Below are 13744 nucleotides of genomic sequence, written 5' to 3' on the forward strand. Positions count from 1 at the left end.
ACCCTGCCCGCATGTCCTCGGAGTGGGAGCAGGTCGTGATCGACGCCGCCGATCCCGTCGCGCTGGGCCGCTGGTGGGCCGAGGCGCTCGGCTGGGTGGTGGTCGACGAGGAGCCCGGGGTGTTCGAGATCCGGCCCGAGCGGGACCGGCTGCCGGGCCTGCTGTTCGGGACGGTGCCGGAGGGCAAGACGATCAAGAACAGGCTGCACCTCGACTTCCGTCCCGTCGACCAGGCGGCGGAGGTGGAGCGGCTGCTGGCGCTCGGCGCGCGCCCCGCGGACGTCGGCCAGGACGGCGACGAGCCGTGGGTCGTGCTCCAGGACCCGGAGGGCAACGAGTTCTGCGTGCTGGGCCCGCGCCGGGCCTGACCCTCGGGGCGCGCTCGGCGCCCCGGGGGCGGACGCGGCGATCGACCCTGCGGTGGCCGAGGGCCGACGCGGTCCTGGCGAAGTCGCCGTGCCGTGACCGGTGCACCGCCCGACGGCCTGTGCGTACGTCCTCCACCGGGACGACGACCCGGGGGTGTCCGCGCCGTCGCCCAAGACCTCGGACGCCGCTACGGGGCCTCCGGGCGAAGACGCTGCGCCGAGCGCGGCCGGGCTCGGCCGCCGCGGAACGGTTACAGCCGGGGTCAGCCCGCATCGGGCCGGTCGCGGCAGGCGAGGGTCTCAAGGCCGACGGCGTCGGCCATCGCGCGCATGCCCCGGTCGTTGGGGTGCAGGTGGTCGCCGCTGTCGTAGGCGGGCCGCAGCCGCCCCGGTCGGCGGGGGTCGCGCAGGGCGCGGTCGAAGTCGGTGACCGCGTCGAACAGCCCGCCGTCGCGGATCGTGCGGTTGACGTCCTGGCGTACGGCCTCCGCCTGCGGGCTCCACTCCGACCAGCCCTTGAAGGGGGCGAGGGTGGCGCCGACGACGCACTTGCCGGCCGCGTGCGCGCGCGTGACGATCTCCCGGTAGCCGGCGATCAGTTCGGGTGCCGTGACGCCAGGGCGGTACTTGATGTCGTTGATCCCCGCGAAGAGGAACACGGTGCGGACGCCGGGCCGGCCCAGCGCGTCGCTCCCCAGCCGGTTCAGGGCCGAGGGTCCGGCGCCGTCCGACAGGACCTTGCCGCCGGCGATCCCCGCGTTGGCCACGCCCCGCACCTCGGAGCCCGCGCGCCGCAGCCGTTCGGCGAGGAGGTCCGGCCAGCGGCGGTTGGCGTCGGTCGTGGAGCGCCAGCCGTCGGTGAGGGAGTCGCCGAGTACGGCCACGGCGCCGGTCCGGCGGGCGGGGCGCACGGACACGGCGTCGAGGTGGAACCAGGAGCCGGTCGTCCGCCTCCATCGGGCGCCGCTCTCCTCGGCGGTGTGGCCGCCGTGGGTCACGTACGAGGTCTGCATGGCCAGCCAGTGCCCGGTCGCCGGGCCTGCCGCGTCCGCCGAGCGGAAACTGACCACGAGGTCGGCCGAGGCGGGCACGGTCAGGCGCGCCGGGTCGCTCAGGGCGGCCCCGCCGGCCGGCACGGTGACGGAGGGTTCGCCGTCGAAGGTGAGGCGCCGGTTGGTGCCGCGGACCAGTGCGGCACCCCGCTCGCGCAGGCCCGCGTACACGCCGTCGAAGGTCACCGGCCGGTCCCCGTGGGCGTTGGAGAGCCTGATCCGCGGGGCGGTCCCGCCGACGCTGGTGCGCACGACGAGCCGGTAGCCGCGTCCGGCCACGCCCTCGTCGAGGCGCTGGGCGCCCGCCGCCCACGTGACCACGTCCCGGGGGTGGGCGGAGCCCTTGGTGTGGCCCTCGGCCGGGGCGCACTGCACGGTGGCGGCCGCCAGCAGGACGCCGGCGGCCACCGCCCGGCCTCCTCGTGCGATCCGCGCGGTCCGTGCGCCCGGGGTGCTCGGGCGGGGCTCCGCGGCCGCCACTGGGTCGGTCATCCGTTCTTCTCCCACTGTCTCTCGCTGTCGACGACGAGGCCCCGCTCGCGGGACGATGCCACAGACCGGTTGCGCGCCGTCGACGCGCGGGTCACGGCACGAGAACGTCGCACCGGCCTTCACCCGTCACGGGCGCGGCGCCCCGTCCGTCTCCCCTGGTCCCCAGGTGCGCGGCATGGAACCCTCGCTCACGGGTGCGCGTTCTCGGAGGACGGGGAGCGGGGACGAACCGCGCGCGGGGTGACTTCGAGGGGGGCGGCGGGATGCGGGAGTTGGTGCCTGGGGGCAATGTGGCCCTGCCCGGGGGTGTCGTGACCGTCCGGGTGCCGGGGCCGTTCGACGTGTCGGCGCTCGTCACGGACGACGGCGGCAAGGTCCGGGACGACGGCGACTTCGTGTTCTACAACCAGCCGTCCGCACCGGGTCTCGCCCTGCGCGGCGACGCGCTCACCCTCGACCCGGCGCGGCTGCGCCCCGGTGCCACGCGGGTCACCGTGGCGGTCAGCCCCGCCGAGCCGGACACGCCGCTCAGTGCCCTGCCCCCGCCCGTCGCGCGGGTGACCGACGCCGGGGGCCGGCCGGTCGCCCGGTTCGCCGCACCCCGGCCGGGCGAGGAAACGGTGCTGCTGCTGGCGGAGTTGTACCGGCGCGGCGACCGCTGGAAGCTGCGGGCCCTGGGCCAGGGGTACGCCGACGGTCTCGCGGGCCTCGCCCGGGACTTCGGCGTGGACGTCACCGACGACGCACCACCGCCGCCCGGCGCGGCTGCCTCCGGCGGGCCCGGCACCGGCGCGGCGAGTCCGGACGGCGGTCACGGGGCTCACCCGCCGGTGCCCGTCCCGGACCACGACGGCTTCCTGGCCGCCGTCAACTCCGCCCGCGCCTCGGCCGGTTCGCCGGCCGTCACGCTCGACGCCCGCCTGACGTCCGCCGCCCGGGCCCACGCCGGGGCGATGGCCGCCGCCGGTCGGCTGAGCATTGAGAGCCGGGACGGCGTCTCCGTCCACCAGCGTGTCGTCACCGCCGGATACGCGTATCTCACCGTCGGCGAGCATCTGGTGTCGGGGCCGCGCAGCCCCGCGGACTTCGTGGCGTACTGCCTGCGCACCGACCGGGCCCGGCGCACCCTGCACGACCCCGCGTACCTCCACGCGGGAGTGGCGCACGTGGCGCAGGGGCCGTCCGGCGACATGTTCTGGACCGCGCTGTGGGCGGTGCCCCTCACGCCGGACGGCCTGCGCCGGACCGTGACCGACGTCGTCGGCCTCACCAACCGGGAGCGTGCCGCCGCCGGTCTGCCGCCCCTGGCCGTGGACCCGCTCCTCACCGCGGCCGCGCAGGCGCACAGCGCCGACATGGTGGCCCGTGACTTCTACTCCCACACCTCGCCCGACGGGGCCAGACCCTGGGACCGGGCCGCCACCGCGGGCTCCTCGCGGCGCACCGTCGGGGAGAACATCGCCTGCGGTCAGCGCTCCCCCGCCGAGGTGGTGCGCGGCTGGATGAACAGCCCGGGGCACCGCGCGAACATCCTCGGGCCCGGCTTCACCCACATCGGCGTCGGTTTCGCCGGCGGCGGCCGTTCGGGCACGTACTGGACGCAACTCTTCGGTGCCTGAGGCCGACCCGCCCGGCCGGGGGCGTGACGGAGCGGGGTCGTCCGGGACACCATGCCCGCATGAAGGGTGACCTCTTTTCCAGTGCGCACATGGTTCAGCCGGCGTCCGCGCCCGGCATGACCGTCGAGAACTCCAAGTGCATCAGGTACGTGGTGAACGGGGAGATGCTGGCCAGGCAGGGCGCGATGGTCGCGCACCGCGGCAGTCTCCAGTTCGAACGCAAGGGCCAGGGCGTGGGCGGGATGCTCAAGCGCGCGGTCACCGGCGAGGGGCTGCCGCTGATGGCGGTCCGCGGGCAGGGCGAGGCGTGGTTCGCGCACGAGGCGCAGAACTGCTTCGTCGTCGACGTCGAAGCCGGTGACGAGTTCACCGTCAACGGCCGCAACGTCCTGTGTTTCGACGCCTCGTTGTCGTACCGGATCTCGACGGTGAAGGGTGCCGGAATCACCGGGGGCGGGCTGTTCAACAGCGTGTTCAGCGGGCACGGCAGGCTGGGCCTGGTGTGCGACGGCAGTCCGCTGGTCATGCCGGTGTCGGCGCAGTACCCGGTGTACGTCGACACGGACGCGGTGGTCGGCTGGACGGCGGGGCTGCAGACCTCGCTGCACCGGTCTCAGTCCATCGGGTCGATGCTGCGCGGCGGTTCCGGGGAGGCTGTGCAGTTGATGCTGTCCGGCGAGGGCCACGTGGTGGTGCGACCGAGCGAGGTCACACCGCAGAAGGCGCAGCAGCACTAGACACACCGGGGCGCCGGCCACTCCGGCACGTGATCTGCGCCTCACAGGCAACCCGGTCGGCCACCGTGACGTCTTGACCGGCAACAGGCGACGCCCTGGCCCCTCGACGGGGGCCGGGGCGGATTTTCGACGCTCTATACACGCCGTGTATACGTAGCGTGTATACGCGAGGCGTATGCACGCGCGGGTCACGGTGTCGATACGGACCGAAAGGCATCGATGTACGGCAAGGCATTCGCCCCCGAGTACCAGGGCGCCCTCACCTCCCTGTCCGTGAACTCCTCACTGACCGACGTACTGGCCGCCGGCACCGAGCAGTTGAGGGCCGCGGAGCGGGCCGGGCGGCACGCCGAGGCGGCGCGCTGCGGTCTCGCGGTGGCCGAGGCGCACCGCCGTCTGGGCCGGATCGAGGAGGCGGACCGGGCGTGGAAGGCGAGCTACCGGGCCGCCCGCACGGCCGGGGACGAGGCCGGGATGGCGTGGGCGCTGTGGAGCGGCGGCACGCTCGCACGGCAGCGCGGCGCGTTCGCGCTGGCCCGGCGGCTGCTCGGGCTCGCCGCCGGCCTCGGCGAGCGCGGCGGCGACGTCGTGGTGCGCGGCTACTCACTGGCGGGCCTGGCCGAGACCGGGCGCATCCAGGGCGACTACGAGGCCGTCGGCCGCCTGCACGAGCAACTGCTCGCCGAGGCGCGGCGCCGCGGGGAGGCCCGGCACACGGTGTGGGCGCTGGAGGGCATCGCGCAGATGCACCGCAACACGGGCGCGTACGACACCGCGTACGCGCTGTTCGAGGAGGCGGCCGGGATCGCGGCGCGGGCGGACGACCGGCGCGGTCACGCGTGGGCGCTGCGCGGGCTGGCCGACGTCGTGTCCGTGCGGGACGGTGACACCGGGCGGGCGCTGGAGCTGCTGTCCGAGGCGGAGGAGACGTGCCGGGCCATGCGGCTGTCGAGCGCGCTGGCCTACAACCACAAGATGCGGGGCAACGTCCTGTACCGGGCCGGGCGGTACGCCGAGGCATGGGATCTGTACGCGCTGGCGCTCGACGAGTTCCGCGCGATGAGCGAGCCACGCGGTGAGGCGCTGTCCCGCCTGGGCCTGGCCAAGTCCCGCGCCCGGCTGGGCCACGACCGTACGGAGACCGCCGTCGAACTGGCCGACCTGGCCCGGACGCTGGAGCGGATCGGGCTGCGCCACGCGCGGGAGATGGTGGCGCGGGCGCAGGAGGAGTTCGGCGTGGCGGAGACACCGGACGCCGCGGACGCGGAGCCCCGGCACGACCGCCCGGCGCCCGCCGGGACCCTCCCTGCGGAACCGGGCCGCGTCCACCCCGCGCAGGCGGGACCGGCGCAGCCGGGCACCGCCGGCACCGTCGTGGCGGAGGCCGGCCGATGACCGCCCGTGCCGTCGTCGCGCCGCCCTCCCCGGTGCGGGCGCACGCCCCCGGTGTCCTGTCCCGTTGCCGCGGACTCGTGCGGCCCGCGCTGGAGGAGGCCGTCGGGCGGCTGCATCCGTGGGTCGGGGAGATGGCCGCCTACTCCTTCGGCTGGTGCGAGGTCGGCGGGGCGCCCACCGACGCGCCGGGCGGCAAGGGCGTGCGGCAGGCGCTCGCCGTGCTCGGCGCCGAGGCGGCCGGCGCCCCCGCCCGGACCGGGGTCCCCGCCGCCGTGGCCGTGGAACTCGTGCACGCCTTCTCGCTGCTGCACGACGACATCATGGACGGCGACGCGCACCGGCGCCGCCGCCCGGCGGTGTGGCAGGCCTACGGCACCGGCCCCGCCGTCCTGGCGGGCGACGCGCTGTTCGCGCTGGCCGTCGAGACCCTCGCCGCGACGCAGGGCGGCCCGCACGCCGTCCGGCTGCTGTCGGCGGCCCTCGGCGACCTGGTGCGCGGGCAGGCCGACGACCTGCTGTTCGCCACCCGGCCCTGGACGGGACCGGAGCGGGTACGGCCGGACGAGTACCGGACGACGGCCGAACACAAGACGGGCGCGCTCCTGGGCTGCGCGGCGGCGCTCGGCGCGGTGCTCGGCGGCGCGCCGCCCGCGACCGCGGACGCCCTCGACCGGGCCGGACGGCATCTCGGCGTCGCCTTCCAGCTCGTCGACGACGTCCTCGGCATCTGGGGCGACCCGGCCGTCACCGGCAAGCCCGTGCACGGCGATCTGCGGGAGCGCAAGAAGACGTTCCCGGTGCTGGTGGCGCTCGACTCCTCCGGCGCCGCGCCACGCCGCGTCACCGCGCTCCTGGACGCCGGCACCGGGTTCGAGGAGGCGGCCGCGCTGATCGAGGAGGCGGGTGGCCGGGCGGCGGCCCTGGCCGAGGCGCGCCGCCGGGTCGACGCCGTGGAGGCCGCGCTCGACGGGGTGCCGCTGCCGGCGGGCCCCGCGGGCGAGCTGCGGGAACTGCTGGGCTACCTGCTGCGGCGCGACCTGTGAACGCCGCCCGCACCGGAGTTGACCTGGGCCGCGCCACAGGTCAGGGTGCGAAGCGGCGCGTACGCCCGCTCCGCGCCGGAAAGGTGACTGTCTTGATCGGCATTACGGACGTCGAGGCCGCGGCCGAGCGGATCTCCGGACACGTCGTGCGCACCCCGACCGTGCCCAGCCCGGGGCTGTCCGCGCTGCTCGGCGTCCCGGTCACGACGAAGCTGGAACTGCTCCAGCGGACCGGCTCGTTCAAGTCCCGCGGCGCGACGGCGAAGCTGCTGTCGCTGAGCGAGGCGGAGCGCGCCGCCGGTGTCGTGGCGGTCAGCGGCGGCAACCACGGCATCGCCGTCGCGGAGATGGCCGCCGCGCTGCACGTGAAGGCCACGGTGGTCATGCCGCGTTCGGCGCCCGCCCGTGCCGTGCGGATCGCGGAGTCCGCGGGCGCGTCGGTGCGGCTGACCGACGGCATGGACAGCGCGTTCGCCCTCATGACGCGGCTGCGCGACGAGGGCCTCACCCTGGTCCACCCCTTCGACGACCCCGTGGTGATCGCGGGCCAGGGCACCGTCGGGCTGGAGTTCGCCGAGGACGCCGGTGAGCTCACCGACGTCCTGGTCAGCATCGGGGGCGGCGGGCTGATCGCCGGTGTCGCGGCGGCGCTGCGCGCCCGTCGGCCCAACCTGCGGGTCTGGGGTGTGGAGACCGAGGGCGCGGAGGCGATGTCGCAGGCGCTGAGGGCGGGCGGGCCCGTGCCGGTCGAGCTGTCGTCCATCGTGTCGACGCTCAGTGCGCCGGCGGTCTCCCAGCTGACGTACGACCATGTGGCCGCGCTGGTCACCGAGGTGCTGGTGGTGCCGGACCGGGAGGCCGTGCGGGGCTCCTTGGACCTGGCCGAGCACGCCAAGGTGTGGACCGAGCCTGCCGCCGGCTGTCTGCTGCCCGCCGCGCGGCGGGTGGTGGAGCGGGTGGGCGACGAGGCCCGGATCGGGTTGGTGGTGTGCGGCGGCAACGTGTCCACCGCCGACATGGCCGCCTGGGCGGAGCGCTTCGGCCTCCACTGAGGGCATCGCCGCCGAGGCTGCACCGCTGAAGTCTTGACCGCTGCAGGCACGACCGCCGAGGGCGCGGCCATTCCAGGCACCGCCGCCGAGATCGCCGCCGCCCGGGACTGCGGCGGCGAATTCGGAGGGGTTCTCCGTGGCCCTGCCCGAGGGCTGAGGGCCGGTCAGCACGGCGCGGGTGGCCGACGTGGCCCACCGCGTCGTCCTCGGCGCCGAGGACGATCCCCGCGTCCTCGCCGTCACCCACGGCGAATGGGTCGGCCCGGACCCGGTGGCCCTGTGGCGCGACGACGTGGAGCCCGGCCTGCGGAACACGGGCGACTACCGGCGCATCGGCGACATCCGCGCGACGAGCCACCAGCGCTGCGAGGCGGCCGACATCCAGTGGCTCGCGGGCGGCGGCGGGGACCGGGCGCACGCCTTCGGCCCGGGGCCTCCCGCTCGGTGACGGGCGCGGCGTCTCGCTGCGCCGGACCACGCCCGCGGCCGACTGGGACGACGCTGCCAACCGGCGGGCGCTGGCCACGGCGCTGCGGACCTTCCGCCCGCTGCCCGGTGAGCTGCGGGCCCGGTGAGCTGCGGGCCCGGCGGGCCGTTTTCCCCGGCCGGGGTCCGGGGACTCGGCACCCATGGTGCAAATCGGATACACGATGATGACCGAGCAGGCCGGTCCCCGTGAGCTCGTCGACCATGTGGTGCGGGCCGAGGACGTGGGCTTCGACTTCTCCGTGACCTCGGACCACTACTTCCCGTGGCTGCGTTCCCAGGGCCACTCGCCGTACGCGTGGAGCGTGCTGGGCGCCGCGGCCCAGGCCACCTCGCGCATCCCGCTGATGACCTACGTGACGTGCCCGACGATCCGCTACCACCCGGCGGTCGTGGCGCAGAAGGCGGCGACGACGCAGTTGCTGTCCGAGGGGCGGTTCCGGCTGGGGCTCGGCTCCGGCGAGAACCTCAACGAGCACGTGGTCGGTGGCGGCTGGCCCTCCGTCGACGTGCGGCACGAGATGCTCGAGGAGGCCGTGGAGATCATCCGCGCCCTGTTCGAGGGCGGGCACGTCAATCACCGCGGCCCGCACTTCGACGTGGAGTCGGCCCGGCTGTGGGACCTGCCGGACCAGCCGCCGCCCATCGGCATCGCCGTGTCCGGGGAGCGCTCCTGCGCCCTCGCGGGCCGGCTCGCGGACCTGGTGATCGCGACCGAGCCCAAGCCGGGCCTGCTGGAGACGTTCGACCGGCACGGCGGCGAGGGCAAGCCGCGCGTCGGCCAGCTGCCCGTCTGCTACGACCCCGACCGCGACGCGGCGATCAAGCGCGCCCACTCCCAGTTCCGCTGGTTCGGCAGCGGCTGGAAGGTCAACTCCGAGCTGCCGCACCCGGATTCGTTCGAGGCCGCCACGCAGTTCGTCACCGAGGACGACGTCGCCGCCTCGATCCCGTGCGGCGACGACCCGGAGGCCTTCGTGGAAGCGGTGCGCCCGTACGTCGAGGCCGGGTTCACGGAGATCGCGCTGGTGCAGATCGGCGGCGAGTCGCAGCCAGCGTTCCTGGACTGGTCGGAGAAGACGCTGCTGCCCGCGCTGCGGGACGCCTTCGCCTGACGCGGGCGCCCGGCCGGGGCCGCGAACCGCCGGGCCGTGCGGCTGCGAAGACCCGCTGAAGGGCATGTACAGGCTGCCCGGCGGCGCGGACGGCCGCGCCCCGCGTGCTGCACGGCCCGCAACAGGAGAGTCACCCGTGACCCTGGCGGTCGACCCCGCCGAGACGTCCCCCTCCCCCGCGCCCCTGTCCGACCTGGTGGCGCGGACGCCCGCGAGTTCGGCGGCTACGCGCGGACCGGGGCTGGGCCGTCGGTCTGCTGGTGGCGCGCAGCGTGCGGCCGGGCGGGCAGCCCGCCGGGCCCTGCTGGACCGGGTCCGCGAGGAGAGGGTGCACGAGAGGCGGACCAGGTTCTCCAGCAGTCTCCAGCGGGCGACGAAGGTGTTCGAGGAGCTCACCCTCGACGACGCCCAGGCGTTCTACGAGGACGACATGGTCCAGCGCCTCGAGGAACTCCAGCAGGCCATCGGCACGTGCCTGGAGTCGCTGCGCGGCGCCCGGGGAAATCCGGTGCGCGAGTGAGCATTTCCGGGCCGTAGCGGGTACTGGGTTGGTCCGAGTCCGTACTCCGGGGAGGGCCCGCTATGAACTCCTACGTGCACAAGACCCTGGTGGCTCAGCTCCAGGCGGGCGAGACGGACCGTTTTCCGGTGCTCGCCCACCTGACCTACGACGCCGCCGACCCGTTCGCCGTCACGGCCGTGTTCAGTCACGACGGCCGGGTGCTCGCCGACTGGCGGCTGGACCGGGAGATGCTCTCGGAGGGCCTGCGGCGGCCGGTCGGGGTGGGCGACGTGCGGCTGCGTCCCGTCTCGCAGGGCGTGTGGGAGGAGGTCTGCATGGAGCTCCTCGGCGATGCCCGGTCGGACGGCAGCCGGCAGCACGCCCTGGTGTTCTGGTGGGCTCCGGCGCTCTCGGCGTTCCTGAGCCGTACGCACGAGATCGTCCCGCCGGGGCGGGAGAAGGTCCGGATCGACGACTTCCTCGCGGACCTGCTCGCGGGCAGCTGAGAACGGGCGCGGCCGACGCGGTGGCCGGCCGCGCCCCCGGGTCACCGCGTCGTGTACCGGTGGCGGGTCCACAGCGGCAGGGCGAACCAGCACAGCAGGTACCACAGCACCACGGCGGTGACGAGCCAGGGCACCGCGCCGTCGTCGGTGGCGACCCGCAGTATCAGCAGCAGCGAGGCCGTCGTCGTGGCCAGCAGCAGCACCAGCCCCACGAACGTCAGCCGCGAGGCCCAGGTGACGGCCTGGGGTTTCACACGGCGCCCCGAGACGAGGCGGTGCAGCGACACCGGTCCGATCAGCGCGCCGGTGGCCGCCGCGCCCAGCACGACGGTGACGATGTAGATCGTCTGCTCCGTGCCGTCCAGCGTCGCGTACTTCGGGGTGAACACCACGGTGAGCAGAAAACCGAACAGAATCTGCACGCCCATCTGTGCAACGCGGACCTCCTGGATGAGCTCCTGCCACATCCGGTCCGCCCGCTCCTCCTCGGTCTCGTTGCGGCCCCTGCGCATAGTCCCGCCCCCTTGCGTGTCCGACACGTTGCCTCCCGGTTCCGGCGAACTGTTTGCCTTCCCGCGAGTTCCCCGTCGGCGCGGAAGGTGTCCTGCCCACGGCCGGTTTGATTCCCCGGGCCCGGGTTACACGGGCGCGGACGCGAGGACGCCGATCCGAGGAGGTCATGGGCGATGCCCGGCACCCAGCTCACCGTGACGCTGAGCCCGCAGGGCGGGGCCGCCGACGCGCAGACGGTCGTCAGGGCCCTGGAGAGCGCCTTCGGTGCTCCGGACGAGGTGCCGGCCGACGACGGTGCGACGGTCCACACCGCCACGTTCGCCGCCGACCCGGAGGGCCGGAGGCCCGGCGGTGCCGAGGGCACGCCCGTCGGCGCGGACCGGCTGTCGGCGCCCGTGACGGTCACCGTGCAGGGCACCCCCGACGCCGTGCGCAGGGCGAGCGAGACGCTGGCCGGCGCGTTCACGGCGCACGACCAGGGAGCCGCGTCCGGCGACCAGGAGCAGGAGCGGCAGCTGCTTCTGGAGCCGTGACGCATTACGGGCCCGCGGCAATGTGCCGCGGGCCCGTAATGCGAGCGGCCGGGTGACCCGGCGCCGTGTCTACCAGCGGCTCTCCACCTGGGCCCTGATCCGCCGCTCGTACAGGTCGCGGATCGCGGTGAGCGTCTCCTCCGAAAGCTCCGGCAGCTTCGCGGCGGTCGCGTTGGCGCGGGCCTGCTCGGGCGAGCGGGCGCCCGGGATGACGGTGGTCACGCCGGGCTGTTCGACGATCCACCGCAGCGCCAGCTGGGCCGGGGTGCAGCCCTCCGGTGCGAGCGCGGCGAACTCGGCGGCGGCCTCGACGCCGGTCGCGTAGTCGACGCCGGAGAAGGTCTCGCCCTGGTCGAAGGCCTCGCCGTGCCGGTTGTAGGTGCGGTGGTCGTTCGCGGCGAAGACGGTGTCCTTGGTGTACTTGCCCGACAGCAGGCCCGAGGCCAGCGGCACCCGCGCGATGATGCCGACGCCCGCCTCGCGGGCGGCCGGGAGCACCTCGCGCAGCGGCTTCATGCGGAACGGGTTGAGGATGATCTGCACGCTCGCCACGTTGGGCCGGGCGATGGCGGTCAGCGCCTCGGCGCAGGTCTCGACACTGACGCCGTAGGCCGCGATGCGCTCCTCCTCGACCAGGGTGTCGAGGGCGTCGAACACCTCGTCCGTGGAGTACACGGGGGTGGGCGGGCAGTGCAGCTGCACCAGGTCGATGCGGTCGACGCCGAGGTTGCGCCGTGAACGGTCGTTCCAGGCGCGGAAGTTGTCCAGGACGTAGTTCTCGGGGATCTGGTCGACGCGGCGGCCCATCTTGGTGGCGACCATCACGTGCAGGTCGGGCCTGCCGCTCAGGAACGCGGCGATGGTCTGCTCGCTGCGGCCGTCGCCGTAGACGTCGGCGGTGTCGAAGAAGGTGACGCCCGACTCGGCCGCGGCCTCCAGTACCGCCAGTGCTTCCTTGTCGTCGACGTCTCCCCAGTCGGCTCCCAGTTGCCAGGTGCCGAGTCCGATCACGGAGGCGTGCTGACCTGACCTGTCGAATGTGCGCTCGTCCATGGCGTCAGTCTGTCATCCGGGGCGGGACGGCGTGGAACCGCTCCCGCCCGCGTGCCGGTCGCCGGACGCGAGGGTGCGGGCGTGCACGGTCCGGGCGAGCCGGGGCCCCAGCCACCGTTTGGCGCGCCGCAGGATCTCCAGCCGTCCGGCGGCGCGGTCGACGCGGTAGTACAGCTGGGGCGGCACGTACGGCAGCAGCGGTGAGTGGCGCTGGCCGAGGAGGGCGAACATGCGCTCCGGGGGCAGGTCGATGTACCGCGTGAGGTTCTCGTACCACTGGGCGCTGTAGCGGGCGGCGCTCTGCACGGGCAGCAGGGCCTGCGCGCGTTCCCGTTCGTAGGCGGCGAGGGCCCGCGGCAGCGCGGGGTGGGCGCGGAGCGCGCCGGCGAGGGCGGCGGCGTCCTCCAGGGCGAGGGTGGTGCCGGCGCCGACGGAGTAGTGCGTGGTGTGGGCGGCGTCGCCGATCAGGACGAGGTTGCCGCGGTGCCAGGTGCGGTTGGTCAGGGTGCGGAAGTTCAGCCACTGGGCGCGGATGTCGCCGGAGCGGGCGATGAGCGGGTGGCCGTCGAGGACGTCGGCGAACAGCTTCTCCAGCAGGGCGAGTCCGTCGGCCTCGGGGGCGCGGTCCAGTCCGAGGCCGGTCCAGGTCTCGGGGGCGCATTCGACCACGCAGGTGCTGCGGTCGGGTCCGTAGCCGTAGCCGTAGCACCAGATCCAGCCGTGCTCGGTCTCCGTGAAGGCGAAGGTGAAGGCGTCGAAGACCTTGCTGGTGCCGAGCCAGATGTAGCGGTTGCGGCCGGTGGTGATCCGGGTGCCGAAGTGGTCGGCGTGGCGGGTGCGCAGCGCGCTGTGCACCCCGTCGGCGGCGACCACGAGGTCCGCGTCGGCGGGCAGGTCGTCGGGGCCGGTCTCGCGCTCGTACTCCAGGTGGACGCCGAGCGCGCGGGCCCGCGCGGCGAGGAGTTCGAGGAGCCGGTGGCGGCCGATGCCGAAGCCTTCGTCGCCGCGGTGACGGGTGGTCAGGTCCCGTACGTGGGCGACGCCGTCGCTCCAGCGGACGGACGAACCGGCGAGCGCGCGGGCCGATTCGGGGTCGTGGGTGTGGAGCCGGTCGAGCAGTCCGCGCCAGTAGGTGACGCCCCAGCCGTAGGTGGAGCCCTCCGGGTCGCGTTCGCGGACGGTGATGTCGTGGGACGGGTCCTGCCGTTTGAGCAGGATGGCCAGGTACAGCCCGGCGGGCCCGCCTCCGACGCAGACGACCTTCACAGAAACCCCCGA

General features: G+C 74.6%; 14 protein-coding genes and 1 pseudogene. 11 read left to right on the forward strand and 4 right to left on the reverse strand.

The window, feature by feature from the left end:
• The first annotated feature begins 11 nt into the window (after positions 1–11).
• On the forward strand, positions 12–368 hold the full coding sequence (locus QC282_RS15250) for a VOC family protein (RefSeq protein WP_279549899.1): 357 nt from the start codon (positions 12–14) through the stop codon (positions 366–368).
• Positions 369–631: 263 nt separating this feature from the next.
• Here QC282_RS15250 and QC282_RS15255 read toward each other — a convergent pair whose 3' ends face one another.
• Complete coding sequence (locus tag QC282_RS15255; RefSeq protein ID WP_279549900.1) at positions 632–1828, reverse strand: SGNH/GDSL hydrolase family protein; 1197 nt, start codon at positions 1826–1828, stop codon at positions 632–634.
• 347 nt (positions 1829–2175) lie between these two features.
• On the opposite strand from QC282_RS15255, the gene QC282_RS15260 reads away from it, so the two are divergent.
• The 9 genes and pseudogenes from QC282_RS15260 (at position 2176) to QC282_RS15300 (ending at position 10367) form a co-directional block, all read left to right on the forward strand.
• Positions 2176–3531 (forward strand): CAP domain-containing protein, encoded by a 1356-nt coding sequence (locus tag QC282_RS15260; RefSeq protein WP_279549901.1) that lies wholly within the window; start codon positions 2176–2178, stop codon positions 3529–3531.
• 59 nt (positions 3532–3590) lie between these two features.
• Positions 3591–4268: an AIM24 family protein gene (locus tag QC282_RS15265; RefSeq protein ID WP_279549902.1), complete on the forward strand. Its 678-nt coding sequence runs from the start codon at positions 3591–3593 to the stop codon at positions 4266–4268.
• A 219-nt stretch (positions 4269–4487) separates the two neighbouring features.
• On the forward strand, positions 4488–5663 hold the full coding sequence (locus tag QC282_RS15270) for a tetratricopeptide repeat protein (RefSeq protein WP_279549903.1): 1176 nt from the start codon (positions 4488–4490) through the stop codon (positions 5661–5663).
• The gene (locus QC282_RS15275; protein WP_279549904.1) at positions 5660–6706 is read left to right on the forward strand and encodes a polyprenyl synthetase family protein; all 1047 of its coding nucleotides are present in this window, start codon (positions 5660–5662) and stop codon (positions 6704–6706) included. The genes QC282_RS15270 and QC282_RS15275 overlap by 4 nt, the downstream gene beginning before the upstream one ends.
• A gap of 92 nt (positions 6707–6798) precedes the next feature.
• The gene (locus tag QC282_RS15280) at positions 6799–7758 is read left to right on the forward strand and encodes a threonine/serine dehydratase (protein ID WP_279549905.1); all 960 of its coding nucleotides are present in this window, start codon (positions 6799–6801) and stop codon (positions 7756–7758) included.
• 178 nt (positions 7759–7936) lie between these two features.
• Entirely contained in the window at positions 7937–8206 is a 270-nt protein-coding gene (locus QC282_RS15285; RefSeq protein WP_279549906.1) for a hypothetical protein, read from the forward strand.
• A 181-nt stretch (positions 8207–8387) separates the two neighbouring features.
• Positions 8388–9359 carry an LLM class F420-dependent oxidoreductase gene (locus QC282_RS15290; RefSeq protein ID WP_279549907.1) on the forward strand — a complete coding sequence of 324 codons (972 nt, stop codon included), beginning with the start codon at positions 8388–8390 and terminating at the stop codon, positions 9357–9359.
• 325 nt (positions 9360–9684) lie between these two features.
• A pseudogene (locus QC282_RS15295) lies at positions 9685–9879 on the forward strand (hypothetical protein); the annotation flags it as partial.
• Positions 9880–9941: 62 nt separating this feature from the next.
• The gene (locus tag QC282_RS15300; RefSeq protein ID WP_279549921.1) at positions 9942–10367 is read left to right on the forward strand and encodes an SsgA family sporulation/cell division regulator; all 426 of its coding nucleotides are present in this window, start codon (positions 9942–9944) and stop codon (positions 10365–10367) included.
• Between the two features lie 41 nt (positions 10368–10408).
• Here QC282_RS15300 and QC282_RS15305 read toward each other — a convergent pair whose 3' ends face one another.
• Complete coding sequence (locus QC282_RS15305; protein ID WP_279549922.1) at positions 10409–10879, reverse strand: DUF6328 family protein; 471 nt, start codon at positions 10877–10879, stop codon at positions 10409–10411.
• A gap of 174 nt (positions 10880–11053) precedes the next feature.
• Here QC282_RS15305 and QC282_RS15310 point away from each other — a divergent pair, with 174 nt between their 5' ends.
• Complete coding sequence (locus QC282_RS15310) at positions 11054–11413, forward strand: hypothetical protein (RefSeq protein WP_279549923.1); 360 nt, start codon at positions 11054–11056, stop codon at positions 11411–11413.
• Positions 11414–11482: 69 nt separating this feature from the next.
• Here QC282_RS15310 and QC282_RS15315 read toward each other — a convergent pair whose 3' ends face one another.
• Together QC282_RS15315 and QC282_RS15320 are read right to left on the reverse strand one after the other, a co-directional pair.
• On the reverse strand, positions 11483–12466 hold the full coding sequence (locus QC282_RS15315; protein WP_279549924.1) for an aldo/keto reductase: 984 nt from the start codon (positions 12464–12466) through the stop codon (positions 11483–11485).
• 12 nt (positions 12467–12478) lie between these two features.
• On the reverse strand, positions 12479–13732 hold the full coding sequence (locus tag QC282_RS15320) for an FAD-dependent monooxygenase (RefSeq protein ID WP_279549926.1): 1254 nt from the start codon (positions 13730–13732) through the stop codon (positions 12479–12481).
• Positions 13733–13744 lie beyond the last annotated feature (12 nt).

The sequence above is a fragment of the Streptomyces sp. DH24 genome, assembly GCF_029813775.1.
Lineage (GTDB): Bacteria > Actinomycetota > Actinomycetes > Streptomycetales > Streptomycetaceae > Streptomyces.